The organism is Pseudarthrobacter naphthalenicus (assembly GCF_029076445.1).
GTDB classification, from domain to species: Bacteria; Actinomycetota; Actinomycetes; order Actinomycetales; family Micrococcaceae; genus Arthrobacter; species Arthrobacter naphthalenicus.
The window spans coordinates 132546-159457 of the sequence record NZ_JARESG010000003.1 but is presented as its reverse complement, the minus strand read 5'-3'; the positions used below and the strand labels follow the sequence as shown (position 1 = coordinate 159457).

Annotated in this window: 18 protein-coding genes and 1 pseudogene; 6 read left to right on the top strand and 13 right to left on the bottom strand. The window is 64.3% G+C overall.

The window, feature by feature from the left end; all coding sequences use genetic code 11:
* Positions 1 to 20: 20 nt before the first annotated feature.
* From PY310_RS04335 to PY310_RS04275, 13 genes are all read right to left on the bottom strand, one after another.
* Positions 21 to 710, bottom strand: coding sequence for a response regulator (locus tag PY310_RS04335; RefSeq protein ID WP_275212990.1), 690 nt, complete (start codon positions 708 to 710; stop codon positions 21 to 23).
* Positions 707 to 2050 carry a sensor histidine kinase gene (locus PY310_RS04330; protein WP_275212989.1) on the bottom strand — a complete coding sequence of 448 codons (1344 nt, stop codon included), beginning with the start codon at positions 2048 to 2050 and terminating at the stop codon, positions 707 to 709. Before PY310_RS04330 ends, PY310_RS04335 begins: the two co-directional genes overlap by 4 nt.
* Positions 2051 to 2070: 20 nt before the next feature.
* The gene (locus tag PY310_RS04325; RefSeq protein ID WP_275212987.1) at positions 2071 to 2973 is read right to left on the bottom strand and encodes an ABC transporter permease; all 903 of its coding nucleotides are present in this window, start codon (positions 2971 to 2973) and stop codon (positions 2071 to 2073) included.
* Between the two features lie 3 nt (positions 2974 to 2976).
* Entirely contained in the window at positions 2977 to 3924 is a 948-nt protein-coding gene (locus PY310_RS04320; RefSeq protein WP_275212986.1) for an ABC transporter ATP-binding protein, read from the bottom strand.
* A gap of 167 nt (positions 3925 to 4091) precedes the next feature.
* Positions 4092 to 5588, bottom strand: coding sequence for a bifunctional phosphatase PAP2/diacylglycerol kinase family protein (locus PY310_RS04315; protein WP_275212985.1), 1497 nt, complete (start codon positions 5586 to 5588; stop codon positions 4092 to 4094).
* Between the two features lie 9 nt (positions 5589 to 5597).
* Positions 5598 to 6815, bottom strand: coding sequence for an MFS transporter (locus PY310_RS04310; RefSeq protein ID WP_275212983.1), 1218 nt, complete (start codon positions 6813 to 6815; stop codon positions 5598 to 5600).
* A 195-nt stretch (positions 6816 to 7010) separates the two neighbouring features.
* Entirely contained in the window at positions 7011 to 8693 is a 1683-nt protein-coding gene (locus tag PY310_RS04305) for an ABC-F family ATP-binding cassette domain-containing protein (protein ID WP_275212982.1), read from the bottom strand.
* Between the two features lie 34 nt (positions 8694 to 8727).
* Positions 8728 to 10713, bottom strand: coding sequence for a penicillin-binding transpeptidase domain-containing protein (locus PY310_RS04300; protein WP_275212981.1), 1986 nt, complete (start codon positions 10711 to 10713; stop codon positions 8728 to 8730).
* An 84-nt stretch (positions 10714 to 10797) separates the two neighbouring features.
* Positions 10798 to 12243 (bottom strand): phytoene desaturase family protein, encoded by a 1446-nt coding sequence (locus PY310_RS04295; protein WP_275212980.1) that lies wholly within the window; start codon positions 12241 to 12243, stop codon positions 10798 to 10800.
* Positions 12236 to 13702 (bottom strand): glycosyltransferase family 87 protein, encoded by a 1467-nt coding sequence (locus tag PY310_RS04290; protein ID WP_275212979.1) that lies wholly within the window; start codon positions 13700 to 13702, stop codon positions 12236 to 12238. Before PY310_RS04290 ends, PY310_RS04295 begins: the two co-directional genes overlap by 8 nt.
* A 62-nt stretch (positions 13703 to 13764) precedes the next feature.
* Positions 13765 to 13941, bottom strand: a complete 177-nt coding sequence (locus tag PY310_RS04285) for a hypothetical protein (protein WP_275212977.1) — start codon at positions 13939 to 13941, stop codon at positions 13765 to 13767.
* Between the two features lie 578 nt (positions 13942 to 14519).
* Complete coding sequence (locus PY310_RS04280; RefSeq protein WP_275212975.1) at positions 14520 to 15104, bottom strand: histidine phosphatase family protein; 585 nt, start codon at positions 15102 to 15104, stop codon at positions 14520 to 14522.
* Complete coding sequence (locus PY310_RS04275) at positions 15101 to 16609, bottom strand: CCA tRNA nucleotidyltransferase (RefSeq protein ID WP_275212974.1); 1509 nt, start codon at positions 16607 to 16609, stop codon at positions 15101 to 15103. Before PY310_RS04275 ends, PY310_RS04280 begins: the two co-directional genes overlap by 4 nt.
* Positions 16610 to 16816: 207 nt before the next feature.
* Here PY310_RS04275 and PY310_RS04270 point away from each other — a divergent pair, with 207 nt between their 5' ends.
* The 6 genes and pseudogenes from PY310_RS04270 to PY310_RS21620 all read left to right on the top strand — a co-directional run.
* Positions 16817 to 17317, top strand: coding sequence for an NUDIX hydrolase (locus PY310_RS04270; protein WP_275213141.1), 501 nt, complete (start codon positions 16817 to 16819; stop codon positions 17315 to 17317).
* 90 nt (positions 17318 to 17407) lie between these two features.
* Complete coding sequence (gene murJ, locus PY310_RS04265) at positions 17408 to 19582, top strand: murein biosynthesis integral membrane protein MurJ (protein ID WP_275212973.1); 2175 nt, start codon at positions 17408 to 17410, stop codon at positions 19580 to 19582.
* Between the two features lie 181 nt (positions 19583 to 19763).
* Complete coding sequence (locus tag PY310_RS04260) at positions 19764 to 21422, top strand: protein kinase family protein (protein ID WP_275212972.1); 1659 nt, start codon at positions 19764 to 19766, stop codon at positions 21420 to 21422.
* Between the two features lie 152 nt (positions 21423 to 21574).
* The gene (gene trxB, locus PY310_RS04255; protein WP_275212971.1) at positions 21575 to 22531 is read left to right on the top strand and encodes a thioredoxin-disulfide reductase; all 957 of its coding nucleotides are present in this window, start codon (positions 21575 to 21577) and stop codon (positions 22529 to 22531) included.
* Between the two features lie 36 nt (positions 22532 to 22567).
* On the top strand, positions 22568 to 22894 hold the full coding sequence (trxA, locus tag PY310_RS04250) for a thioredoxin (protein WP_275212969.1): 327 nt from the start codon (positions 22568 to 22570) through the stop codon (positions 22892 to 22894).
* Between the two features lie 500 nt (positions 22895 to 23394).
* Positions 23395 to 23556: pseudogene (locus PY310_RS21620) on the top strand (IS30 family transposase); the annotation flags it as partial.
* Positions 23557 to 26912: the final 3356 nt, after the last annotated feature.

Genomic DNA, 26912 nt, shown 5'->3' with positions numbered 1-26912 from the left:
AGTCTAACGCCGCGCCGGCGTCAGTAATCGGAGTTGCTGGGTACCACCAGTCCGGTTTCGTACGCATAGACCACGGCCTGGACCCTGTCGCGAAGGTGGAGCTTCGTGAGGATGCGGCGAACGTGGGTTTTCACCGTGGCTTCGGACAAGAAGTAGCGGTGCGCGATCTCGGCGTTGGACAGGCCCTCGGCCATGGCTTCGAGCATCTCGGTTTCGCGCGGCGTCAGGTCCTGAAGCAGTGGGTCGCGCTGGGTCGAGGCGGGCGGCCGCGCAGCGCCGCGGACGTACGTTTCGAGGAGCCGCTGGGTGACCCGCGGCGCCACCACGGCATCTCCGCTGGCCACCACCCGGACGGCCTGGATGAGCTCAGCCGGCGCCACGTCCTTGAGCAGGAACGCGGATGCCCCGGCCTGAAGGCCTGCGAACGCGTATTCATCCACGTCAAAGGTGGTCAGGATGATGATCCGCGCAGTGGCCCCGGCGGCCGTGATGGCCCGGGTCGCCTCGATGCCGTCCAGCACGGGCATCCGGACGTCCATGAGCACGACGTCGGGCGCCAACTCCCGGGCCTGCCTCACCGCTTCGGCGCCGTCGGACGCTTCGCCCACGATCCTGAGGTCGTCCTCACCCTCCAGGATCAGGCGGAATCCCATCCTCAACAGTGGCTGGTCATCCACGAGCAGGACGGTGATTGGTTGTGTCTGAGTCATGCTCTGCCTTGCACTTGGGGAACGGGGTCAGAATCTGGACGATCATCATCGGGCAAGCTCAGGACCGCCCGCACCCGCCAGCCGCGGGCTGTGGGGCCTGCTTCCACGGAGCCGCCATAGATCCGGGCACGCTCGGCCATCCCCAGGAGGCCCTGTCCTGATCCCAGCGCCTGCGCCGGTCCGGGTGAGCCGGCATCACCCGATGCCTGTCCGGGGACTTCCTTCCCGTCGTCGAGCACTTCAATGGTGACGGTGGAACCGGAGCGGAGAATACTCACATCCACCCGGCTGTGGCCGCGGCTGTAACGCAGGACGTTGGTGAGTGATTCCTGCACGATCCGGTAGACGGTCAGCTGGAAGGACGGATCCCGGGGAAGCGACGGTCCGCTATGTGAATAGTGCAACGGCAGCCCGGCGGTGCGAAATCCCTCCAGCAGCTTGGCGAGGCCTTCGCCCGAGTCAAGGGGTGCCCGCGGTGCGATGGCGCCGTTGTGATCCCTGAGCACACCCAGGACGCGACGCATGTCCGCCAGCGCAGTCCGGCCCGTGCGCGATACCTCGCCCAGCACGTCGGCAGCACGTTCGGGACTTTTCCTCGCCACCACTGCCGCGCCGTCGGACAGGCTGATCATCACCGTCAAGGAGTGAGCCACGACGTCGTGCATTTCCCGGGCGATCCGGGTCCGCTCGTTGACGGAGGCCAGGCTGGCCGTGCGCGATGCCCACGCGGCAACCTCCTGCTCATGTTCGCGGCGTTGCCGCACCGAGATGCCGATTCCGGTGGCGATGACGTTGGACAGGGCGATGGTGGCGCCCGTGGCGATGCTCGTCAGGAGGTGGAACTCCTCCGGATTGCCCGCCGCATGGACAAGGGAATTCTTCATGGGACCCACCGCGGCCAAAAGATATAACAGGGCCAGCGGAGCGGTGGCCGCGGCCATAGCCACCAGGGCGAACCGGCGCGTGTGCACCACCGCTACGGCATACAGCGAGAACCACAGCCCGGCAGAGACGTTCGAGCCCCACGGGTGGAGAAGGGTGACGGCCACCTCCATCACCGCAACGAACGCTGCCAAGGCCACCGGGTACGCGCGCCGAAGGAAAAGTGCGCAAGCCACTGCAGCGAGGAGCGTCGCCGCGAGCCACGAGCCCTGCAGGACCGCATCCACCATGGTGGGGGCAACCAACACCGCGTAAGCGGCCACCACCACCGCGTCCATGACGCGGGGATGCTGGTAAAGGTACCGCCGGAGCCGGCCTCGGCGCTTGGCCGTGATTTCGGCGAAGGACGCTTGGGCCTGTCGGGCCGAAGCGTCCTTCACCTGTACCGCTTCATTCATGTTGTGAGCCTAGCCTCAGCTCAGACGTCGCGTTTCTTGAGGACGACGGCGGCGAGCACCACCGGGATCACCACCCAGGTGCCGAGAACAAGTGCGGCCTGCCAGGCTTCAAGGGTGTCCGGCATGTGGTTCACTGCCGTCATGGGCTCCACCGTGTTACCGGGAAGGTACTTGCGGGCCTGGACGAAGAAATCGCCCGGGATCAGCCGGAAAGCGATGGGAGCCACAAAGAACAGGCCCACCAGGCTCATAATGCCGCCCGCCGAATTCCTCAGCAGGGAGCCCAGGGCCATGCCAATGGCGGCGACGGCCGCCACGTAGATGCTGTTCACGAGCAGCATTTTCACGGACTGCGAGCTGGCGAGGTCCAGCTTGAGGTTGTAGTGGTCCAGGATCGGCACGGCCACGAGGCCCGCGATGAACACGGAGACGGCGGTAACCATGAACGCTGTCACCATCACCACCAGCAGCTTGGCCACGAAAGCGGGCGTCCGCCGTGGGACGGCTGCGAACGTTGAACGGGCCATTCCAGTGGTAAACTCCGAGCTCATCAGCAGTACGCCGAGGGAGCCCAGAATGAGCTGTGCGAAGGCAATTCCGGATGTGGGAACGCCAATAGCAAGGTTGCCGCCTTGGGCGGCAAAAGCAGCGGCCGCTTCGGGGTCCTTGAGCGCCTGATCGGCGAACTGGCCCGTGCCCCAGGCGGAAAGCGCGCCGAAGCCCACCACCACCAGGACCGTGCAGGCGAGGAGGATCAGGGTGGAGAGAAGCGTGCGGAACTTGATGAACTCCGAGTTGAGCACACGGGGAAATGACGGTCCGGGACCGGTGCTGGTGGCGTCCCCGGACAGGGTGCTTGCCGGTGCAATGCCGGCGTGCGCGCCACGGCGGGACGGGTTGGGGTCGAGGGTGGTTGAGCTCATGGCTTAGTTGCCTCCGGACTGGGCGGGAGCCTCGGCGGCGCCTGCGGTGATCAGCGAATGGTATTCGACCTCATCCTTGGTCAGCTCCATGTAAGCCTCCTCGAGGCTTGCCTGCAGCGGGGTGAGTTCGTAGATCATGGTGTGGCTGTCCAAGGCGGCACGGGCAATCTGGCGCGGGTCAAGGCCACTGACCTCAAGCAGCTCGTTGTCCTGCAGCTCCACGGAGACGCCGTCCCCGGCCAACAGCCGCATCAGCTGATCCGGCTGGTCGGTGCGGACCCGGGTGCGTGCGCTGCCCTTGCCGTTGATGATGTCCTTGATAGGAGCATCGGCGATGATCCTGCCGCGGCCGATCACGATCAGGTGGTCCGCGGTGACAGCCATCTCGCTCATCAGGTGACTGGAGAGGAACACCGTGCGTCCCTCCGATGCCAGGTACTTGACCAGGTTGCGGACCCAGACAACGCCCTCGGGGTCCAGGCCGTTGACCGGTTCGTCCAGGATGATGGTCTGCGGGTCGCCAAGCAGCGCCGCGGCAATACCTAAGCGCTGTCCCATGCCAAGCGAGAAGCCGCCCACCTTCTTTTTGGCTACCTCCGCCAGGCCCGTCATTTCGATGACTTCGTGGACGCGCTTCTTCGGAATGCCGTGCGTAGCGGCCATGGCCCGGAGGTGGTTGTAGGCAGAGCGGCTGGTGTGGACAGCCTTGGCATCCAGGAGCGCGCCGACGTCCCGCAGCGGGGCGGCGTGCCGGGCGAACGGTGCACCGTTGACGGTGACGCTTCCCGACGTCGGCCGGTCCAGGCCCATGATCATGCGCATGGTGGTGGATTTGCCGGCGCCGTTGGGGCCGAGGAATCCGGTGACCCGGCCAGCCTCGACAGTGAAGTTGACTCCGGCGACGGCGGTCTTTTCGCCATACATCTTTGTCAGGCCTTGTGCCTCAATCATGGACGGGTTCCTTAGAACGGCAGCCTCTCGGCTGCGGGGAGTTTGGTGTGCACTGCCCACGGTACTCACGCCCGCACCCCGTTTCGCCTGTCTAAGGGATGATTCAGGGTCGAATCAGGGTAATCCCCACGGATGATCAGGGGCGGTTTCCACCTGATCGGGCGGGATCAGGACCGGGGCGAATAGTACGTCAGTGCCTGCGGCTCGACCCGGAACCGGGCACTCCGAACGCCTGCCAGCGCTTCACCATCCACGGCCAGAGCCATCGGCGAACCCGGCGACTCAATCAGGACCTCCGTGGCCTCCCTCAGGTGGGTGATCCGCGAGGTTGCCACTGTGCCGGTCAGAACGGACCAGAGGAGCCGCAGCCGGGCGAAGGATTCGTCAGCGGTGATCATCCGGACGTCCAGTACGCCGTCGTCCAGTACGGGCCGGAAAAGGGGCGCGTGGTCCCGGGGATAGTATCGTCCGCGCCCCAAGTACGCGATCCAGACCTTGTGCCGGACCCCGTCCACCATCAGTACCGTGGGCGTTCCCACCGCGAAGGTCCGGAACATGGCCACAACTCCCGCCAACGGTTTGCCAAGGGCCGGCTGCAACTGTTCACGGCGCCGCACCAGGTTCGGGTAAAGGCCCACGCTGGCCGTGTTCACCATGATGAGTTCGGCCGTTTCCGGGTTTCCTGCCAGCCCGCGTTCCACCGTCACCATTCCAACGTCCGACTTCGCAGCCTCACCTTTTGTGACCGCCGCGACAGCCTCCTTCAGGCTGCCGGTGCCTGTGTCGCGGGCGAAGTGGTTCAACGTGCCGCCGGGCAGCACCAGCAGCGGAAGGGAATGCTCGACGGCGGCCGCCGCGGCTGTTCCTACGGTTCCGTCGCCGCCCCACACCCCGAGGGCCAGCGTGCCGGGGTGCGCAGCGGTGGCCTGAATCGCTTCTTCCAGGCTCTCTTCCGGGTCCACAGTCTTTATATACGCATGCGGGAATACTTCCTGCAGGGCCGCGGCGGTTTCCTCCTTGTAGGACCCGCCCAGCGTGTTCACCACAATGCTGAGGCCGTTGCCGCCCGGCAGCGGGGGGGCATCCGTCTGCGCACGCGTGACCTCGGGAAACGGCGGACGTACCGGCCACCACTTACGGGTCAACAAGGCGGCGCCGGCACCGATGGCCGACCCGAAAACCACATCGGAGGGCCAGTGGGCCCCGGTGTGGACACGCGAATAGGCCACCCCCACCGCTGCCGGCGCCAGAACGGCGCCGAGGGCCGGCCGGACCAGGCCGGTGCCAACGGCGAAGGCGATGGCGGAGGCGGAGTGTCCGGACGGCATGGACGAACTGGTGGGCTGGGGATGGACAAACCGGAACACCGGCAGGTGCTCAGGCAACGGCCGGGTACGGGGCAACAGAGTCTTGAAGCCGGCGTTGGTCACCGCCGATGCCACTGCCTGGGCGATCAGCCCGTGCACGGCGGCGCGGCGCGTCCTGCCGGGGAACAGTGCCATGATCGCAGCGGCACCAATCCAGAGCTTGCCCTGATCAGCGGAGGCGGAGAGCCGGCGGAAGAACGTGTCATGCGGCCCCCCGGGAAAGGAGGAAACCCTCCGGACCAGACGGCGGTCAAAACGGCTGATCCAGCCCGGCCCCGGGCGCCTGTTGATGTGCATCCCCCTACCCTAATCCCGGGCCGGAGCGAGTTCGGGGACCAACGGCTTTGCGGCTCCGGCAAGGACCAGGGCCACCACGATGGGGACAACGATGGCGAGCAGGGCCAGATGAATGCCAGTGAGGTCGCCCAGGTATCCCAACAGGGGCGGACCGGCAAGGAACGCAACGTAACCCACAGTGGATACAACCGAGACCCTCGCCGCGGCGTGCTTCGGATCATCGGCCGCGGCGGACATTCCCATCGGGAAGGCCAGCGCGGCCCCGACGCCCCACAGAGCGGCGCCAATGCCTGCCAGCCATACGTTTCCGGCGAGCACAAACAGGCCAAGTCCGGCAGCCGCGGCACCCATGCTGGCACGAAGCACCGCGACGCGCCCGTAGGCGTCAATCAGGCGCCCGCCGAAGAACCGCATGGCTGTCATCGCCAGGACAAACAGGGCGAACATCAGGGCACCGGTGGACTCCGACGTGCCCAGGCCATCCACCGTGGCCTTGGCGATCCAGTCATTTCCGGCACCCTCGGTCAGGGTAGCCCCGAGGACCACCACGCCTATCAGCAGGGTCCGGCTGTCACGCCAGGGCGAAGGGCCCTTCGCGGGCCTGGGTTCACCGTCGAAGGGAACCGTCTCGGCTTCGTGGGGGAGGAAGTAGCGGGGGGTCACCAGTGCCACTACCACCACAACCGCGGCAATGACCAGCAGGTGTTCGGGCAGACCAACGCCGAGGGTTGACAGGCCGGCCCCGATCAGGGCGCCCACGAATGCTCCGCCGCTGAAGGCGGCGTGGAACTGGGGCATGATGGTCCGCCGCAGTTTGTGTTCCACGTCGGCACCCTCGATGTTCTGGGAGACGTCCCACAGCCCGATGCCGATGCCGAAGAAGAACAGAGAAATCGCCGTACCCAGCACCGATTCAGCCGACAGGGAGAGCGCAATCCCCACACCGGCCAGCGCTGCCAGTACGCCGGCGGCGCGCACGGCGTTGGCGGTGCCGATCCTGCCCACCACGAGCCCCGCCGTCGGAAGCGCCAGCAGCGAGCCGATGGCCGTGCACAGCAGCAGCGTTCCCATTTGGCCGGACGTGAGGTGGAGGGTTTCGGTGACCGCCGGAATTCGGGCCGCCCAGCTGGCGAACACGAAGCCGTTGACTCCGAAGACCACAAATGTTGCCGCGGCAGCTGCTGTGAGGGATGGGCCGGCCGAGGTACTGGAGATGTCGGTCTTCATGCTCGAATGCTAGCAACCGACACGAAACCCACAGCCCGACGCTCTCTCACTTAATGCGCTTAATGGACGGACGCTCTCTCACTTTCCTGAGGTAGGTGAGAGAGCGTCGGTCCCAAACCCGCATTAAGTGAGAGAGGGTCCCGGGGGCGGGGGCGGGGGCGGGGGTTGGGGGCAACGGGTCAGCGGGTCAGCGGGTCAGCGGGCGCGCTCGACCCGCTTTTCGTCCCAGACCGGCCCGTCGGATTCGTAGACTTTGCCGTCGGAGCCGAAGACCAGGAAGCGGTCGAAGGTGCGGGCGAACCAGCGGTCGTGCGTCACGGCCAGGACGGTTCCTTCGAAGTGGTCAATGGCCTTCTCCAGCGCCTCGGCAGAGTGCAGGTCCAGGTTGTCGGTGGGTTCGTCCAACAGCAGGAGCGTGGCTCCTGAGAGCTGCAGCAGCAGGATCTGGAACCGTGCCTGTTGGCCGCCGGACAGCGACTCATATTTCTGCTCCGACTGCCCTGCGAGCCCGTATCCGTCCAGCGCACCGGCAGCAGCTTCACGGCCGAGCCCGGAACGGTGTTCGTCACCGCGGTGCAGGATTTCCAGCAGGGTCTTGCCCAGCAGGTCCGGCCGGACGTGGGTCTGGGCGAAGAAGCCCGGGCGGATCCGGGCGCCGAGTTTCACGGTGCCCTCGTGGGGCACTTCGGCGATGTCGACGTCGGAAACCGGCAGGTGCTCCCGCTCCGGGTCGGTCCCGCCGGTGGCGAGCAGCCGCAGGAAGTGGCTCTTGCCTGACCCGTTGGAGCCGAGCACGCCCACGCGGTCGCCGAACCAGACCTCCGTGGAGAACGGTTTCATCAGGCCGGTGAGTTCAAGCTGCTCCGCCACGATGGCCCGCTTCGCGGTGCGGCCGCCCTTGAGCCGCATCTGCACGTTCTGTTCGATGGGCAGCGCCTCGGGCGGTCCCACTTCCAGGAATTTCGCCAGCCGGGTCTGCGCTGCGTGGTACCGGTTGGCCATGTCCGAGCGGAACGCAGCCTTGTTCTTGTACATGTTGACGAGTTCCTTGAGCTTCACGTGCTCCTCGTCCCAGCGTTTGCGCAGCTCCTCGAAGCGCGCGTTCCGGTCGGCCCGGGCATCCACGTAGGAGCCGAAGCCGCCGCCATGCACCCACGCACCGGCGCCGTTGATGCCAGGTTCGAGGGTCACGATGCGGCCGGCGGCGTTGTTGAGGAGTTCGCGGTCGTGGCTGATGAAGAAGACCGTCTTTTTGGACTCGTTCAGCTTCTCCTCGAGCCAGCGCTTGCCGGGCACGTCAAGGTAGTTGTCCGGTTCGTCCAGGAGCAGGAGTTCGTCGGGACCGGCAAAGAGTGCCTCGAGGACCAGGCGCTTCTGCTCGCCGCCGGAGAGGCTCGACGCCGGGCGGTGCTGCGCGCGGTCAAAGGGCAGTCCCAGCGCGGCCATGCACACCTCGTCCCAGACGGTCTCCACGTCGTAGCCGCCGGCGTCACCCCAGTCCACGATCGCCTGGGCGTACCGCATCTGGGAGGGCTCGTCGTCGAGCTCCACCATGGCGAGCTCAGCCTCGTCCACCTCGCGGGCGGCGGCGGCCAGGGCAGGCGGCGCCGCCGAAACCAGCAGGTCCCGGACCGTGGAATCGTCGCGCACCTGGCCCACGAACTGACGCATGATGCCCATGTTTCCGGAGCGCCCGATAACTCCTTCGTCCGGCACCAGGTCGCCGGAGATGATCCGGAACAGCGTGGTCTTGCCCGTGCCGTTGGGACCGATCAGGGCGGTTTTGGTGCCATCCGGGACCTTGAAGGTCACGCCGTTCAGGAGTTGGGTGCCGTCGGAAAGGAAGTAGTCGATGCCGGAAACGTCAATATGAGCCACGTGCTCAATCTTCCCATGCCCGCCCGGGCCGGGGTCAGCCGGCGGCGGTCAGGAACTGTTTGAGCAGCGGCCCCGACGTGGTGGCACCGAGGCCGCCGTCCTCGACGAACACGGCCACAGCGAGATCCCCGTGGACCGCGACAATCCAGGCGTGCGTTTTAGGCGGTGTTTCCTTGCCAAACTCCGCCGTGCCGGTTTTGGCGCCCACCGGCGCCCCGGGCACGGTGGCGAGGAAACCCGCGTGGCCGGACGTCACCACCGCGCGCATCATGTCAGACAGGGCCGCGGCTTCCTCGGCCGTGATCGGTTTGCCGGATGCCTGAGCGGGTGCTTCGGGCGTAACGGTCGACGACGGCGGCGCAGCCTCCGCCGTCGGCTCGCCGGGCGTGCCACCCGCGGCGCCGGCGTCCGGGTTCAGGACCAGCTGCGGTGAAACGGGGGAACCCTTGGCCACGGAACCGGCCATGATGGCAGCAGCCAGCGGGGACATCAGCACCTTGCCCTGCCCGATCATGGACGCTGCATGTTCGGTGCCGGCGGCCTCGCCGGGGACGGAGCCAAGGAACGCCACGGCACCGAGTTTCGGGGCTTCGACGGCCACACCCATGGCCCCCGCGGCCGCTTCAAGCTGGGCTTGCGTGACCTTGTCCCGGGCGGCGATGAACGCCGTGTTGCAGGAGTGGGCGAAGGCATCGCGGAGGGTTACCGATCCGAGCGAACTTTCCGGGTATCCTTCCGAGTTCTTGAAGGTGCGGCCGTCCACCTCGAGGGTGGGGGTGCACTGCACCTTCGAATCGGGGGTCATTCCGTTGCGGAACATCGCCAGCGAGTCGACCATCTTGAAGATGGATCCGGGTGCGTACTGGCCCAGCATCGCGGTGTTGTAACCATTGCTGCCCGGTCCCGAAGCGGCTGCGAGGACCGCGCCTGAGGAGGGTCGGAGTGCCACGATGGCCGAGGCTGGCCCCACGCCGGCCAACGTGCTCTCCGCCAGGGCCTGGAGGGTGGGGTCGAGGGTGGTCTTCAGCGGCGTGCCCGGCTTGGGTGCGGTTTGGAACACCACGCGGCGGGGATCAGTGCCCGCGGCGTTGATCTGTTCGCGGGTGAGGTCTGCCCTGTGTGCACGGACCACCACGGCGTCGGTTCCGCGGAGCTGGGCGTCGTATTGTTGCTGGAGCCCGCCGATGCCCGTCACGTCGCCCGCGCTCAGCGCCCCGGCCGAGGCTTCAATCTGTTCTGCACTGGCCTCGCCCACGGAACCGAGGACTGCCCGTGCGAAGCTACGGCTCGGAGCCAGCGGCTGGCTTTCCTTGATGGCCCGGCCACCGGGGATCGCCGCGATCTGCTCGTCGGTTATGCTGCGGCCTTCTTCACGCAGGGTGATGGCCGCGACAAATGCCTGGGCGCCCGCCGCCGAAACCTGCTGTGTGTAGGCTGCCGCATCCACACCCACCAGTTCCGCCAACTTGGTGGCGGACGCGGCCGGATCTGCCGCGCCGAGCAGTGGTTTGTCGATGCCGACTTTGACCACCGGGCGGTATGTAACCAGCTTCGCGTCGCCGGCGCCGAGGATGTCCGCCCGCGGAGGCGACTGCGTGCCCTTGGTGAGGATCTCACCCTCAGCAAGCTCCGGGACCAGCGATGACGGGTTCCATGCGGTGAGCCACTTGTCCCCGGACTTCTTAAACTCAGCGTAGGTGGTGTACTTCCACTCGCCTGAGCCGATCTTCCAGGTGTAGTTGAGCGGAACGGTGGCGGTATTGCCCTCGAGTGACAGTTCCCCGGTTTCCACGGCGGGCTTGTCCGGGTCGAGAGATTTGAAGATGTCCTGAACCTGCTGCTTGGCCACGCCGGAGTCTTTGCCGTCAAAGGCGACGGGGCTGACGTCGAGCACGGACACCGCGGCCGCGAACTGTTTGGCCGCGGCTTCGGCACCCCCTCTGCCGTCGTCGCAGGACACCAGGGAGGCGCCGAGAATGAGACCAGCTATGGCAAGTGAAAGTTTCTTTGAGTTCCCCACGGCGTTATTATGCCCCGTTTTGTCATGGGGTTGACCATCCGCGATACATCCCTGCGGAAGCCCGTTCACCACGCCAGGTCCGAACTACGGCCGAAGCCCGAGCGGCGGCACGTCAAGGCCGAATATGTCCTTTAGTGCATGTTTAGCAGCGAAGAATCCCGGCATCCCTGTGACGCCCGGGCCCGGCGGCGTGGAGGAGGAGCACAAATACACTCCCCGAAGGGGTGTCCGCCAGGGAATTGGGGACACAACGGGCCTTTGAAGAAGCCCGCGAACGTCCATGATGCCCGCGCTGAAGTCCCCGCCGATGTAGTTCCGGTTGTAACTTGCCAGTTCGGCCGCCGTGGTCACGTGGGTTTGCACCACCACGTCCCGGAACCCTGGCGCGAAACGTTCAATTTGGCTGGTCACCGCTTCGCCCATATCCCGCGTGGAGCCTGCGGGGACGTGGCAATAGGCCCACAGAATGTGGCGCCCTGCGGGGGCCCGGCTGCTGTCGAACCGTGAGGGCTGCGCCGCCAGGACGTAGGGACGCTCGGGATGCTTCCCCGCGGAAACCTCGTTCTCGGCCCGAGCCATTTCCTTCCGCGTGCCGCCTACATGCACTGTGCCGGCGTCAGCCAGCTCGGCAGCAGCCCACGGAACCGGCCCGGACAGGATGTAATCCACCTTGCAGGAACCATTCCCGTAGCGGAATGCCTCGAGGGAGCGCCGGTATTTTGGGGGCATGCTCTCCCCGGCAATCTCAAGCAGTCCCCGGGGTGCAACGTCCAGCAGGACTGCACGCGCCCCACCGAGTTGCCGGAGGCTATCGATGGGTTCCCCGGTACGGATTACACCACCGTGGGCCCGGATGTCCGCCGCGAGGGCCTCGGCAATAGCAGCCGAACCCCCTTGGGGAATGGGCCATCCCTGCGCATGGGCCAGAGCGGTGAGCATCAGGCCCGCCCCTGCCGCCGCCAATGACGGCAGATGCGAAACAGCGTGTGCCGCAACACCACTCAGCAGGGCCGGCGCCAGTTCCTCCCGGAAGCGGGCGTTCCACAGCGGAGTCCCCTGTTCGAATGTCCGCAGCCCAAAGAGTGCAGCCGCCACCGGATCCCTGGGGATCCTTAGTAGCTGGTGCTGGGTGGCGTCCATGACGCCGTCGATGCGGCTCACCAGGGGAGCGAGCAGCTTCCCGTACGCCGCGCCGTCGCGGCCGAGTGCCTCGACGGTGCGCTCCAGCGAGTGATAGCCGAGCGCAGCCCTCCCGCCATCGAGCGGTGAACCGAACCCGAGCTCCGGAACCACCAGCTTGATCCTGCGCTCCAGTTCGAAATCGCGGAAGAAGGTGGATGCCAGGGCCATGGGATGCACCGCCGAGCAAATGTCATGCAGGTGGCCCGGTTGCATGAGTTCGGTGGTGCGGGTACCTCCGCCGATCGTCCCCGCAGCTTCCAGGACTTCTACTGACAGCCCGGCCCGGGCCATCACTGCAGCTGTGGCGAGTCCGTTGGGCCCGGAACCTACGACGGCGACATCAGCCATGGTGCTTCGCCCTTCCGGTGAGGATTGCTTTCGAGGGATTCAGGGGATTAAGGCGCAACCGGTCCGGCAACCCGTTGAACGGACCTCCATGCGGGTCATCGAGATGGTGCCTGCGCACAGGATCGTAGTTGGGATCATAGATGTCCCAAACCACCCGACCCATCAAATATGCAGTTACGAGCATATGTGCTGCCACCGCCAGAACGTAGTAGGGCATGTCAATGTTGTGTTGCGTGGGACCTTGACTCGAAACCTGTGCGAGGTACATCCACACCGCAGCCCAATAGAGGCCTTCGATCCCCTGCCACACCAGAAAGTCGCGCCACCGAGGCCTGGCCAGCGCCACCAGCGGAATGAGCCAGAGCACGAACTGCGGGGAGTACACCTTGTTGGTCAGAATGAGGGCGCCCACCAGCAGGAACGCGAGCTGCGCCAGCCGCGGGCGCCGGGGAGCCGTCAGGGCAATGTAGGCGACAGCTGCGCAGGCCAGCAGGAAGAGGGCCAGGGCCAGAACGTTGACGGCACCCGGGTCAAGAACGGGCCAGCGCAGGCGGCGTGCCACCAGATTGTAGGCAAACCACGCCGAGCCGTACCCCGCCTCCCGGGACACCGGGAATCCGAGGGAATACGCCCAGCCGGCGGGATTGGCCAGCGCAACGGGAATGTTGACCGTCACCCACGCGGCCGCGGCTGTTCCCGCGGTCAGAAAGAATGCCCTGAGCCGGCCGGTGCGGAGGGAGAGCAGGAAGACGGCGGCCAGAACCAGGGCGGCGTAGGGCTTGGCTGCTGCGGCGAGCCCGATCAGCACTCCGGCCAGCACCAGCCGTTCACGCGCGAAACACAGCATCCCTACAGCAAGCAGCCCTGCCGCCCACAGGTCCCAGCTAACGGTTCCGGCGAGCAGAATGCCCGGCGCGAGCGCCACCATGGCCGCATCCCAGGGGCGCCGTTGTGACAGTCGGGCCGTGGCCAGGACGGCAACGATCCACAGGGCTGCTATCAGGGCGGCATTAACGTCGAAATAGCCGAGGGTGCGGCTATCAGTGACACCTTGACCGGGGATGAGCCAGGCGGTGACGGCGGCAATAAAACCGGTCAGGACCGGATACTCGAAGAGATGGCCCGGGCTGAGGAAGGCGAAGGGGTCCTCTCCAAGGGACCGGTTCCGGAAGAGATCGGGGAAATCCGAATAGCAGGTGGAATAGAACTGGCCCGGGGTCTGCCAGCCGTTGACACGGCAGTAGCCCTTGATCGTCAGAGCGCACAGCGCAGCCAGCACTGTCAGGATGATCAGGACCCGTTCCACGGTAAACACCCCGGGGGAGACGATGCCGGGCGCCGACCGGGCGCCCATGGGCCCGCCAATCAGTTCCGTGAAGTTCTTCAGCAACAGGTCACTGCGGCTGGGAACAACCAGGCGGGCACGTTGTGGGCGCGCCGGCGGCTTCGTCTCCTGCATGCCCCTGAGCTTACCGGGACAGGGCCCGTGCGGGCGGGTGCCGTTTTGCTTCGGCCCCCGCCTCAGCGCAGCCCGGCCGTCTGCTGGTGCACCAGCGCGTAGGCATCTTCCCGGTGTTGGTTCAACAGTTCAACATTGAATTCGCGGCGCCCGGTTCGGACTGGTAAGCGAAGCAGAAACAACGCCTTTTTGATCTTTTTTATCAAAGCACTCACCTCCTTTCCGGGGGAAATGGGCATGGCAATTAGCGCCAATGAGGCTCGCTTCAGTATTGGCGGTAATGAGGCACAGGAATGCCCGGGCTAATTAGTGGTTCGCAAATGCGAATGTTCGGGTGAAATGACGGCAGACGGCAGGCGGCTGTGAAAGGAACGACACCAGGTGTTTTGCTGTCACCGCCGGCCCGGAGTACAGGCAGTCTCGGTAAAGGGAGTCCCGGTAAAGGGAGTCCCGGTAAAGGGAGTCCCGGTAAAGGGAGTCCCGGCAGTAAGAGAGCGCCGAGGCGGGTGGTATCCAGGTCCCGAACTGCCGCCATGCGGCGGTCAGACGGGACTAGGAGGCAACGACTCCAGAAAAACGGCGCCCAGCAGCAGCGAAGGCCGGGGTGGCGGTGATGGTCATCGTCCATCCGCTAGTCAAAGTAATCATTTCTCCCAACCTCCTTTTCTGTCAGCCGTTGCTCCAGCAGACTGGCCTGGCAACGGGCGCCGTGCCCCGGCGGAATCGCTCTGGGGCTGAAAATAAAAATACCCTACCTTTGTTGCCGTCCGCCAGTTAATTCCGGAAAGATTCTAAATAAATTTCAGGAAAGGCCTGTTTAGAGTCCCCAGCGCACAATAGCTGGTGTCTTTTTGTCCCATCCAAGGGTGCACACTTTGGCCGTGCCCAGAATAAAGTGGCGGCCTTCGGTGGGGGCCAATTCAAGCCAGCGCGCCGTGAGGATCCGGGAGAAATGTCCGTGGGCCACAATCAGCACGTTGTCGAGTCCGGATTCCAGCACGCGGGCAACAATCTTGTCCGCGCGGGCCGCCACCTCGTCCAGGGATTCTCCGTTGGGCACGCCGTGGGTCCAGATGAGGTAATCCGGGTTGTCCTTTCGGATGAGGTCCGAGCTGATGCCCTCGTAGTCCCCGTAGTTCCATTCCACCGCGAGCGGCTCGTGCTGCGCATCGGGGAAGCCGGCAAGTTCAGCCGTGCGCCTTGCCCGGCGCAGCGGTGACGTCAGGACGAGGTCGAAGTCCACCTGGTCCAGGATTTTCCGGGCTTCCACGGCCTGCTGCTCGCCTTCGACCGTCAAGGGGAGGTCGGTGAGCCCGGTGTATTGCCCGCTTTTTGACCATTCCGTCTCGCCGTGGCGCAGGATCCAAAGCTGGGGGCGGGGCGCGGTGTTCGGGTCAGTCATTTGGACTCCTCAGTGGGGGAAAGTTCGACGCCGGCAGCCGGCTCTGGTTCTTCTGCAGGCGAAGGTGCCGCTTCGGGCTGCTGTGCCCACCACGCGAGCAGCCTGGCTTCGGCCTCCTCCGCCTGCAGCGGGCCATGCTCCATCCGTTCCTCCAGCAGGAACTTGTACGCACGGCCCACCACGGGACCAGGTTTGAGCCCAAGGAGGGCCATGATCTGTGCTCCGTCCAAATCCGGGCGGACTGCCTCCAGGGATTCCCGTTCGCGCAATGCGGCGATCCGGTCTTCCAGGTCGTCGTAGGCGAAGGCGAGCCGTTCAGCCTTGCGCTGGTTACGGGTGGTGACGTCCGATCGGGTCAGCCGGTGCAGCCGCTCCAGCAGGGGACCGGCGTCCGTGACGTAGCGGCGGACGGCAGAGTCGCTCCAGCCGGCCTCGCCGTAACCGTAAAAGCGCATGTGCAGTTCCACCAGCCGGGCCACGGCCTTGATGGTGTCGTTGTCGAAGCGCAGGGCCTTCATCCGCTTGGCGGTGAGTTTGGATCCCACCATGTCGTGGTGGCGGAAGCTCACCGCACCGCCCGGTTCGAAGCGGCGCGTAGCCGGCTTGCCGACGTCGTGCATTAACGCTGCGAACCGCAGCACGAAGTCGGGACCCGGCACCGCGCCGTCGGCGTCTGTTTCCAGGCCGGCCGCCTGCTCCAGCACCTGCAGCGAGTGCTGATAGACATCCTTATGGCGGTGGTGCTCATCCGATTCGAGGCGCAGTGCGGACACTTCCGGCAGGACGAACTCGGCGAGACCGGTCTCAACCAGCAGGTCCACGCCAGTCCGGGGAGCGGCGCCACAGATGAGTTTGATCAGCTCGTCCCGGACGCGTTCGGCAGAAATGATGGTGATGCGTTCGGCCATCCCAACCATGGCCACGCGAACGTCCGGGTGGACCGAAATGCCCAGTTGTGAGGCGAACCGGGCGGCGCGCATCATGCGGAGGGGGTCGTCGGAGAAGGAGTCTTCAGGGGAACCAGGCGTTGCCAGCACCGAGGAGTGGAGGTCCCGCACGCCGCCGAACGGGTCAACGAGTTCAAGGGAGGGCAGGCGGAGGGCCATCGCGTTGATGGTGAAGTCCCGGCGCAGCAGGTCATCGGTCAGTGAGGTGCCGAAAGCCACGACCGGCTTGCGCGACTCAGGATCGTACGCCTCGGCCCGGTACGTGGTGATCTCAATCTGGAAGCCGGACTTCCGCATGCCGATCGTCCCGAAGGCGCGGCCAATTTCCCAGAAGTTGTCTGCCCACTTCTTAATCAGGGCAATCGTCTGGTCCGGGGTGGCGTCCGTGGTGAAGTCAAGGTCCAGCGACGCGCGTCCCAGGAACAGGTCCCGCACCGGACCGCCCACAAGGGACAGTTCGTGGCCGGCATCAACGAAGCGCTGGCCGAGCTCCAGGACCACCGGGTCCACCTGGAAATCGACGGTGTGGGAATCAGTCTTGTGATGTGCGTGCGCCATAGTTACTTAAGCTTGTCAGAAACCTGCGGCTTAGCAGGCCAAAATCTGCTCAAGATCACCCCGATTCGCGCAGCGGCGCCCAAAGTGAGTCATGTCCGGTCCATCTTGATGTCATGTTCCGGTCATCAAGAACGGGCAAGAGTCGTTAGAGTGGACTGCATGGCCCATCCCGTACCGAGCGCTCCCGGCAGGAGGACAAGCGCACCGTTGCCGTCGGCAATCGGTGCCCACGTCGCGCCCGCCCTGCACTCGGCGCCGGCCTCGCTTCCCACCGTGGAGGAAATCTCCGCCGGAGGCGTCGTGGTGGACACGTCCGACGCCGAACTGAGGGTGGCCATTATCGCGCGCCTTAACAGGGGCGGACGGTTGGAGTGGTGCCTGCCGAAGGGCCACCCCGAGGGCGACGAAAACAACGAGCAGGCGGCCGTCCGTGAGATTGCCGAGGAAACCGGCATTGAGGGCGACATCCTGGCCCCGCTGGGCAGCATCGACTACTGGTTCACTGTCAGCGGGCACCGCGTCCACAAGACAGTGCACCATTACCTGCTGCGTGCCACGGGCGGGGAGCTCACCATTGAAAACGATCCTGACCATGAAGCCGTGGATGTGGCGTGGGTGCCCATCCGGGAACTCGCACGGAAGCTGTCCTTTCCCAATGAGCGCCGCATCGCGGACCTTGCCCGGGACGTCCTCCCCGAACACCTCTAAGGCCTTCGCCGCAGGCCAGGGCCGGCCGATGCTCTGGAGCGGGACGCTCCGGTGCCTAACAAACAGCGTCCGGGTGAGACGATGAACTCGATGTCAGCTTCCAATCCTCCCTCCAATAGCGCAAGCCGCACGGGTTCCACCGGACCGGCAGCCGGACCGGGTGTTCCTGCCGAACCAATCGTGCCTGCCGAACCGAGTGTTCCTGCGGAACCGAAAGTGCCCGCCGGCGCGAGCGAAACCCGCTCCAGCGCCATCATGGCGGCCGGCACCCTGGTTTCGCGCTTCCTCGGCTTCGGCAAGACCTGGATGCTGGGTGCCGCCCTGGGCCTCGGCTCCACGGTCAATGACACGTTCATCAACGCGAACAACCTGCCCAACCTGATCTTCCTGCTGGTGGCCGGAGGCGTGTTCAACGCCGTGCTGGTGCCGCAGATCATCAAGGCAAGCAAGGCCCCCGACAGGGGAGCGGACTACATCAGCCGGCTGCTGACGCTGGCCGTGCTCCTGCTTCTGGGCCTGACGGCCCTGGTCACGCTCGCCGCGCCCTGGGTCATTGAGCTGACCACCCAGGGCTACTCACCCCAGCAGCAGGCCCTCGCGGTGTCCTTTGCCTTCTGGTGCCTGCCGCAGATCTTCTTCTACGGCCTGTACGCCCTGCTCACGCAGGTCCTCAACGCCAACGGCGCCTTCGGGCCGGCCATGTGGGCGCCCATCCTGAACAACGTGGTGGGCATCGCCGGGCTGGGCATGTTCATCTGGATCTTCGGCCAGAACGCCGTCAACCCGCATAACCTCGACACCTGGACTTCCACCCAGACCCTGCTCGTGGCAGGGTTCTCCACCATCGGGGTGATCGCCCAGACCGCCATCCTGCTGGTCCCGGTCTTCCGCCTGAAACTTGGCCTCCGGCCGAAATTCGGGTGGCGCGGAGTGGGGCTCGGCCAGGCAGCAAAGCTGAGTGTCTGGACACTCCTGACCGCCGCCGTCGGGCAGTTGGCCTTCCTGTATGTCATGCGTATCGCCACCATTCCCGGTGCCGAGCGCCTGCGGCTGAAGGAGGCGGGGGACCCGGCCGCCCAGATGCTGCCCGGCAACGCCGTGCTCGAGGTGGCCAGCCAGCTGTATCTGCTGCCGCACTCGATCATTGCGCTTTCGCTCGCCACGGTCCTTTTCAACCGGATGACCCGCGCCTCCCAGGACGGCAACCGCAACGAACTGCGCGATGCGCTTTCGCACGGGCTCCGCACCATGGCCGTAGCCACGGTCTTTGGTGCACTGGCGCTCTTTGCCTTGGCCGGACCGCTGGGCATGTTCTTCTCCGGCGGACTCCGGCAGGACGGGGTCATGCTGGCCCAGACGCTCACCATCCTGGCGCTGAGCACTCCGTTCATGAGCGCAAACTTCATGATGTCGCGCGTTTTCTACGCCAACGAGGATGCCCGCACCCCGTTCTACGTCCAGCTCCTGCTGGCGGTGGTCTACGTGGCAGGCGCCTTTGCCATCCAGTTCATGCCCGTGGGCCAGATCATCTACGCGATCGCCATCCTCTACATGGTGGGCAACATCCTCTCCGTGGTCATCAGCGCCTACTTCCTGCGCCGGCTGCTCGGCCACCTCGACGGTCCGCGCATCGCCAACTCCTACATCCGGATGGGCTATGCAGCGCTCGGCTCGGCTGTTGCCGGTGCCGGCGCCCTCTGGCTGATGGGCAGCTACAGCGCAGACGGCTTTGCCTGGAGCGACCGGATCGCCGCCCTGGTGACCCTGATCGTGGTCGGACCCATCATGCTGGTGGTCTACGTCTTCCTGCTGAAGATCTTCCACGTCTCCGAACTCCGCGATCTGCTGCGTCCCCTGCTCGGGCGGCTGGGGCGCGGCGGAACCGGACCGTCGGACACAACGGGGGGCACGCCGTCGTCGTCCGCTTCCGGTTCCGGTTCCGGTTCCGGTGCGGAACGTCCGACGCCGGAACGCGCCACGGTCTCGGTGGATACCGGTCTCATTCCGCGCATCTCGGGCGAATTCGACGCCACCTCGTTCCGCGCGGGGCCGGCACCCGAACGCCAGGCACCTGCGGCCCGCACGGCGGTCTCCCCGGAACAGGGCACCGAACCCTCAGGTGAATATCTGCCGGCCGAAGACGTTCCCGCCACCGCACGCGGCGGCCTGCTGCGCGAAGAGATTCCGCTACCCGGCCGGCGCACCTTCCAGGGGCAGCCCGGCAGGAACCCGCATTTCAGGCCCCGCCGGCCCCGTAAAAAGTAATCTCAGCGGCGTCACCGGCTGCCTGTCGCCCGCGGCGGCCATGACCAATCGGCTAGGATCGAACCTGAACAGGGGTATTTGCGGCCAGGTGTAATCCGGCTAGCCGGCCGGCGTTTGTCCGGCTCCGGCCGGCAATGGATTCGTCGACGCCACCAATGCCCGGACAGCCTAGGAGGAACACGTGTCCCACCCGATCGACGTTGGATCAGTACTCGGCGGCCGCTACAAGGTCACTGCCACGGTACTGACCTCACACGACCAGGATCTGGTGCTGGACGGGGTGGACCAGGTGCTCAACCGTCCGGTCAGCATTCTGGTCGCCGGCCCGGACAACACCGAGCAGGTGGCCCAAAGTGCCCGCGAGGTGGCTACCGGTGAGCGTCCCGGCAGTGTGCAGGTCCTTGACCTCGGCGTCACCGAAGCAGCCACGTACCTCATTACCAACCACACGTCCGCGGCGGATCTGCTCGACCTCGTGGTTGCCTCTGATGCCCCCTACGTTGAACCGTTTTTCACGGACACCCTGGGCAGCGAAATTTTCGGCCAGCCACGGTCGCATGAGCCCGAGCCTTATGACGACGAAGAAAATGTCGACGCCGGCTACATCAATTACGCGGACACTCACCCCCCGCAGGTGGACCCTTACCGGTCGGCACCCAACGTCCCGCCCGTAGTTCCGGCCCGGCCCCCGATCCGACCGGCCACACGCCCTGCTGCCGGCGCCCCGCGTGGCGCCGGGGCTGCCGCAGGTTCGGCTGGGGCAGCCGCGGCTGCGGCGGGCGGGGCTGCGGCGGGCGGGGCTGGGGCGGCTGCCGGAATTGCCGGTGGTGCGGCCGCTTCGCGCCAGCAGGAAACGGCTCCGCAGCAGGTCCAGCCCGCCGACCGGCAACCTATTTCCGGTACGGGACGTGGAACCGGCACAGGTGTTGTGCCCCGGGCCGGCGCTACAGGCGGCCAGCCGGACCGGACTGGGGCGGACAAACCAAAGGTTTCGCTGTGGTCCGAGGACGACTATTCCGCCGAAGACCAGGACACCGGCCAAGGCGATGCCGTGAAGCCCGAGCCCACAAAACAGTCCAACCGTTCGGCTGTGGCCTTCCCGTCGCTGGCCCGTAAAACCGCTCCGGCGGCTGCCGCGGCACCCCCCACTGACGATTCCAGCGACTACTACGAAGATGATGAGCCGGAGCGAGAGCCCCGGTCCATGCGGTGGCTCGTGGGCGGCCTGCTGGCAGTGGTATTGATCGCAGGGCTGGTGTTCGCCCTCACCAATCTGGGCAGCCTCTTCAACGGAGGCCCCCAGGCCAACCCATCACCCGTAGCCACCGGGACCCCGGCTCCTGATACGGGCACCCCGACTCCGAACGCCAGTTCCTCAGCACCGCCGGCGGTCCCGCCTGCGATCGAGAACATCACCCGCCAGGGTAATTTCGATTTCGCAGCCACCTACGATGTGGATCTTGTGAAGGCATTTGACGGCAACGCTGCCAGCTACTGGTCCGACATGGAGTTTGCCACGGAAGCCTGGGGCGGACTCGCCCCCGACGGCGTGCCGTTGTTCGTGAAGTTGAAGAGCCCGGCAACGGTTTCATCCGTCACGCTGACCCAGCTCGGAGCATCCGGCGGCAACCTCAGTGTCTACACGAACGATCGTCCGTCACTGGACGGTGCCAAACTGGTGGGAACCAACAGCTTCACCTCCACCGACCTGACCATGCCCCTGGCCGAACCGGTCAAGGCGCAGTATGTAATTGTTTCCATCAAGACGCTACCCAGGCTGGCTGCACCGAAGACCCGCTACGGCTACGGGATCCGATTGGCGGAAATCAAGGTTCAATAGCGGAACCGCGGGCCGTTGCCTGCACCGCCCGGTCCGGCCCTGGGGTAGCGGCCCGGAATGCGGTTCCGGAATATTCACCACCAACATTCAGTTGTGCCATGTGGCCGGTCAGGAAATCCGGCGCATCGACTAAGGAAGAGGTTCACCGTTCAGTGAGCAACGCAGAAAACACCGCGTCCGAAGTACGTGATGTCATCATCGTCGGCTCGGGCCCGGCTGGATACACGGCCGCTGTCTATACCGCACGGGCCAACCTGAAGCCCCTTCTGCTCGCGGGCTCAGTGACCGCCGGCGGCGAGCTGATGAACACTACCGATGTCGAAAACTACCCGGGCTTCCCGGAGGGAATCATGGGCCCGGACCTCATGGAGAACTTCGAGAAGCAGGCCGCCCGGTTCGGGACCGAGATCCAGTTTGAGGACGTCACCGCGCTGGACCTCGAGGGTGAAATCAAGACCGTCACCATCGGCACAGGCGAAACGTTCCAGGCACGGGCCATCATCCTGTCCACCGGCTCCGCTTACCGGGAGCTGGGGCTCCCCAACGAAAAGCGCCTCTCCGGGCACGGCGTTAGCTGGTGCGCAACCTGCGACGGTTTCTTTTTCAAGGGTCAGGACATCGCTGTCATTGGTGGGGGAGACTCCGCTATGGAGGAGGCGCTCTTCCTTACGAAGTTCGCCAAGTCCGTGACCGTTGTGCACCGTCGCGACTCGCTCAAGGCTTCTAAGATCATGGCTGACCGCGCACTGGCTCACGAGAAGATTTCGTTCATCTGGAACAGCACCGTGGACGACGTCGTCGGCCAGGACAAGGTCACCGGCCTCAAGATCAAGAACCTGCAGGACGGCACCGTAACGGACCTCGCCGTCACCGGCGTGTTTGTCGCGATCGGAAACGATCCGCGGACCGACCTCGTCAAGGACACCCTGAAGATCACGGCCGAGGGCACCATTGCGGTGGACGGCCGGAGCTCCAGGACAAGCATCCCGGGCGTCTTCGCCGCCGGCGACGTTGTGGACCCCACTTACCGCCAGGCCATCACCGCGTCAGGGTCCGGCTGTGTCGCAGCCATCGACGTGGAGCACTACCTCGCAGACCTGCACGCGTAACACGCGGCACCACACACGAAGAGAGAGACAAACGCTATGAGCAACGCAAAAGACGTAACAGACGCAAGCTTCAGCACAGATGTCCTGTCAGCCGAAAAGCCGGTAATTGTGGACTTCTGGGCTGAATGGTGTGGCCCGTGCCGGAAGCTGGGACCGATCCTCGATGAGATCTCGGTTGAATACAGCGAGAAGGTCGACGTTGTCAAGGTCAACGTCGATGACAACCCTGGCATCGCTGCCGAGTATGGCATCACTTCCATTCCGGCGGTCTACTTGTTCCAGGGTGGCGAGGTGAAGAGCACTGTCATCGGAGCCCGGCCCAAGCAGTACTTTGAAAAGGAATTTGCTGACGTTCTTTCATAAATGAAATAGATCGCTCAGACACTCGTGGCCGCCGCTTCGTAGAAGTGGCGGCCACACGTGTGTCAGGCACCACCTCGGATCCCGTTTATGGAACTCATACCGGTTGTTTACAGCTCCAACTTCGTCCAGCAATCCACGAGCCCCGGAAAATCCGAACGCGCTCAGTATTCCCTTTGTGGCTCAAGGGTCTGACTAGTGTGCAAATCAGGAAACAGTATTCGAAAACAATTTGCGGCATGGACTGCGGCGAATTGGGATGTTTCACGTGAAACATCCGCGGAGCACCCCGACCAGTGATACGTAGGTCTGCCCCGTACCCCGGGAGAGGGTCAGCGTCTATTCGTAAGTCCAGTGATGAGCAGCCCGGTCATTGACTCACTACTCCAATGCCCACCGGGGTACAACCGTCCATGTACTCAGCTACTTCCGCGCTCAAAAGCGGTAACGCGCATACAAGAGGATCATCATTCTGACCTGAATGCCTCATCTTGGCATTCGGGACCCACCGGCGGCCCGTTTCGCTCCGAAGGCCAAGGTTGCGCTTCCACGGGCCTAACCTGGGAGTCAGCGTTCAACCCCAATCAGACATGATTTCCGAGCGCCCGCCCGAGATCGAGGACCCCGCCGTGCCAGGGCGTTGGGTAGGGGACCTCATCACCGGCGAAGTCCAGGACAGGATTGGGGGATCGGCGCTCTGAGTACCCAGGCTAGGTGTACGTCGACGCCCGCCACGGCTTGGCGTCTTTAGTATTCATTGGCGACGGCACCGCCTTCCTGCTCTGCGACTCACAGTCGTCAGTATCTGGACCAGATCAAGACCTCTTCACGCCCTGCACCCTGCATGTCAGGGGAGAATTTGTTTCACGTGAAACAGAACCCTAGCCAGAATAGAAGGCGAATTGCTAGGGACAATGAACTTGAGCACTGGGTCAAAATCAAATTCCGAATGTTTCACGTGAAACACCTCCGACCAAATGCCAGACCCGAGGGGATGAGAGAGCTCTATCTCGTTTCAACACCGGATAGTCAGCCACGGTTCCAGCTTGTTATGGCTGTTCCCCGCACATAGACCAATACGTCAGCGGTCAAAGGGCAACTTCCAGCAAAAGCTGACATTGACCAGGCAGTGAATAGGGGACGATCAAAAGAGCAGGACCCTGGGCATTGGCGTCCAAGAATTCCACCCGTGAGGCCAAATTGTCTTACAAATTTCATGGCGCACTGTCGAGATGTGGTGTTGCTGGGACACCGTAACGGCGTCCGCACCGCAAATGCAGCTCAACGATAGAGGTGAGTTCAAGCGTGGGATGCCCACTCTGTGACTAGTGCGCCTCCTTCTGTTTTCCAACACCCCCTGGCTGGTCCACAAACGTGCGGTCTCCAACACGATATGAAGGGGTGTACCTCCGTGCGTTGATGTCGGCGGGAGATCAGTAGAAGATTCATGAGGTTGCAGCGCTGCTCACCTCTGACATAAAGCTTCCCCGCCCCGGCCCAGTACCCCGCCAGACATGGGATCGGTGTAGTCAGAGAGGGTCTACAAACGCCGGCTGGACTGCCCCGCTGTGGGCTCTGCTGGGTCCCGTTCTTCTGGCCATTACGACAACTCGTTCCGAACCATCGGTGCCTCACGCGCCACATGACAGCGCGTAGGGGAGGCGACAATCGTTGTCAGATAGATTGCTGCGAGGCAAAATAGAGCCCTCGTCTCTAGACCTTCGGGGAATCCGGTACCCGCATGCCGCCCGCGCGTCTTCCCTCGACGAGCAATACTTTGCGCATTTCTCAAGAGCCCTATGTCTCCACCGAACCAATGGAAGGCCAGCCATCTCGATATCAGTTCTTTCGACACTATGCCGCAGAGGTTTGACGGCCCTGGGTCGATACCGCGCGAGCGAACCCCTTGTCACCCTTGCTGAACTCCAAATTTCTTGTTCTACCCGATTGTCGTTTCATGCCGCACTGTCGCGCGCCAACTCCCATTGAGCCCTAACGGGCAAGACAGACGAGTTGAACGTATGGACCCAGGGGCCCACTTTGGTTACGTGGTTGTAAGACTCCGACTCCGTATGTTTCACGTGAAACGTGCATGCCGTGGAAAGCGGTCGTAATCCTACTGCGACGGTGTGAGGTTCTGTCCTCGGAACGTAGGCCCAGGGGAAGCCGCCAACGGTGGTAGAGCTGGGGGTCAAAGTGCCATGGGTGGCACAACCCAGACGCGTGCGTCCTCACGGATGTGTGTGACGGTTTCACGTGAAACATTGTCGTGCTGGCACGGTCCTCTTCGGAACCGCAACTGCCTTCCGAGACGATGAGCAACTATGGCGGAAAGACGAGGAGATCCTCCAAGCGCCCGGTGCAGTCACTGTCGAATATCGTACCTTCCGGGCACAGGCTCGACTCAGCAGTTCGAGGGCGCATGGAGCCGGCGAGGGCATCCGCAATGGGCATGCCGGCAAGCGGTCGAAGAAGTAGCGCGTATCCATGAATGGTCAATCGACGAAGGCATGCCGTCCTGTCCACGGGCCGCCTGCGAGGTTCACCGCCGTGAAATCGACTGTGTAGGGAGGAGCCTGGCGCAACCAAGCAGGTGCGGTACCGGGACGCCTACGACGCTGGATACGCCTTAGCGTCAGCAGTGCACGGGTTCGACCCAAAGTCAGATGTCCGGCTGGTGTGACCAGGGCGGCATGGGCGCCCATGCCTTAGAGATGGGCCCAGCCACGGGCGGGAATACGCGCGGCTGCTGGCAACTTCGGCCCTTCCAACAGCACTGAGGGGACATGCCACGGGTCGGCATCTACCGACATATCGTCTTATCCCCAGGAGTTATCCACATGGCTATCCACAGGTCTGTCAACACACTTATCCACAGCGCTCCGAAACAGGTCACTACGCGCAGAGCTAGTACTCCTTATGCTTCATGCATCTCCGCCGCTACAGCCGGCACTCGGCGACTCAAGTGAATGGAATTCTTCAGACGCGGAATGTTGGATCTACTCCACAAATAGGTGCTAAATCAGCCCATTACGGCATAGTGTCTGTGCATACACACGTCCGACGTGAGCGGCAGGTCCGTTCCACGTGAAACATCCCACGCAACGCGGCCGCTGCTTGCGATATCGCGCAGCCCTCGGCTTCGCTGGAAGGAGAAATCTCACACGTTATCCACCACCTCACCTGTCGCTGTCCACAAAGTTATCCACAACGATATCCACCGCAGTGAAACTGCCCACCTACTCACGCTGGATCCGCGTGCTGTGAAATTCTGGCCGTCTCCACCGGACGAATTCTTGAGGTCCAAAGGTATCCATCAAGATGGAGTCCGACCATACAGACTGCCGCATCAGCCCTTGGAAGACTTGTCGCCAGCCGTATGGCTCTGCGACCCGCACGATGACAATCACTCCCTCACCTCGTGCTCCCGGCGGGTGAACCAGTGCAGCAGGACAACGTGCAGGGTGTAAGACGCGTTGACGACAAGTGACATGGACCGATCTGAACGAGCGGGCTGGGACACCGAAGTTGATGCCGGGGAAGTGAGTCTCCCGGTCGCCGCTTCGGTAGTAGTTCAGCCCCTTGGGTCACGGGTCAGAGCCGCGGCACCCGATGCATGACCTGGTCGAAAGAGAACCTCTCCATTCTTGTAGGCAGGTCCATAACGTTGCGGGGGACTACCCGTGCCAGCCGCTGATACCCAGGCCTGTTGAGGAACTGGCGGAAGCAAATCATCTCGCCTGCACATGGGGGCCTCCTTAGGCCTTTACCTGATTCACACCAACAACCCAGCTCCGGGGGAGTGCTCCAGGCGGTCCACCAAGCGCCCCTTGGTATGCCCGCCAGTTCCTGCTGATCCCTTCAGTGATCTCAGTCCTGTTCTGCATCAGTCCATGCCGCAGCGGTCCATGAAGGGCTGTCTGTGGGGACCGTCCCGTCCTGGGCGCGCCTGAACAGGACAGAGGGGCCGGCCTCATCAGGACAGAGCGGCCGGGCCTGAACAGGACAGGGCAGCCGGCCT

Coding starts and splice junctions, on each gene's coding strand:
- PY310_RS04285 (WP_275212977.1), bottom strand. CDS start 13,941: ATGCCCATTTCCCCCGGAAAGGAGGTGAGTGCTTTGATAAAAAAGATC.
- PY310_RS04335 (WP_275212990.1), bottom strand. CDS start 710: ATGACTCAGACACAACCAATCACCGTCCTGCTCGTGGATGACCAGCCA.
- PY310_RS04275 (WP_275212974.1), bottom strand. CDS start 16,609: ATGGCGCACGCACATCACAAGACTGATTCCCACACCGTCGATTTCCAG.
- PY310_RS04310 (WP_275212983.1), bottom strand. CDS start 6,815: ATGAAGACCGACATCTCCAGTACCTCGGCCGGCCCATCCCTCACAGCA.
- PY310_RS04280 (WP_275212975.1), bottom strand. CDS start 15,104: ATGACTGACCCGAACACCGCGCCCCGCCCCCAGCTTTGGATCCTGCGC.
- trxA (WP_275212969.1), top strand. CDS start 22,568: ATGAGCAACGCAAAAGACGTAACAGACGCAAGCTTCAGCACAGATGTC.
- PY310_RS04320 (WP_275212986.1), bottom strand. CDS start 3,924: ATGATTGAGGCACAAGGCCTGACAAAGATGTATGGCGAAAAGACCGCC.
- PY310_RS04330 (WP_275212989.1), bottom strand. CDS start 2,050: ATGAATGAAGCGGTACAGGTGAAGGACGCTTCGGCCCGACAGGCCCAA.
- PY310_RS04315 (WP_275212985.1), bottom strand. CDS start 5,588: ATGCACATCAACAGGCGCCCGGGGCCGGGCTGGATCAGCCGTTTTGAC.
- PY310_RS04295 (WP_275212980.1), bottom strand. CDS start 12,243: ATGGCTGATGTCGCCGTCGTAGGTTCCGGGCCCAACGGACTCGCCACA.
- PY310_RS04290 (WP_275212979.1), bottom strand. CDS start 13,702: ATGCAGGAGACGAAGCCGCCGGCGCGCCCACAACGTGCCCGCCTGGTT.
- murJ (WP_275212973.1), top strand. CDS start 17,408: ATGTCAGCTTCCAATCCTCCCTCCAATAGCGCAAGCCGCACGGGTTCC.
- PY310_RS04325 (WP_275212987.1), bottom strand. CDS start 2,973: ATGAGCTCAACCACCCTCGACCCCAACCCGTCCCGCCGTGGCGCGCAC.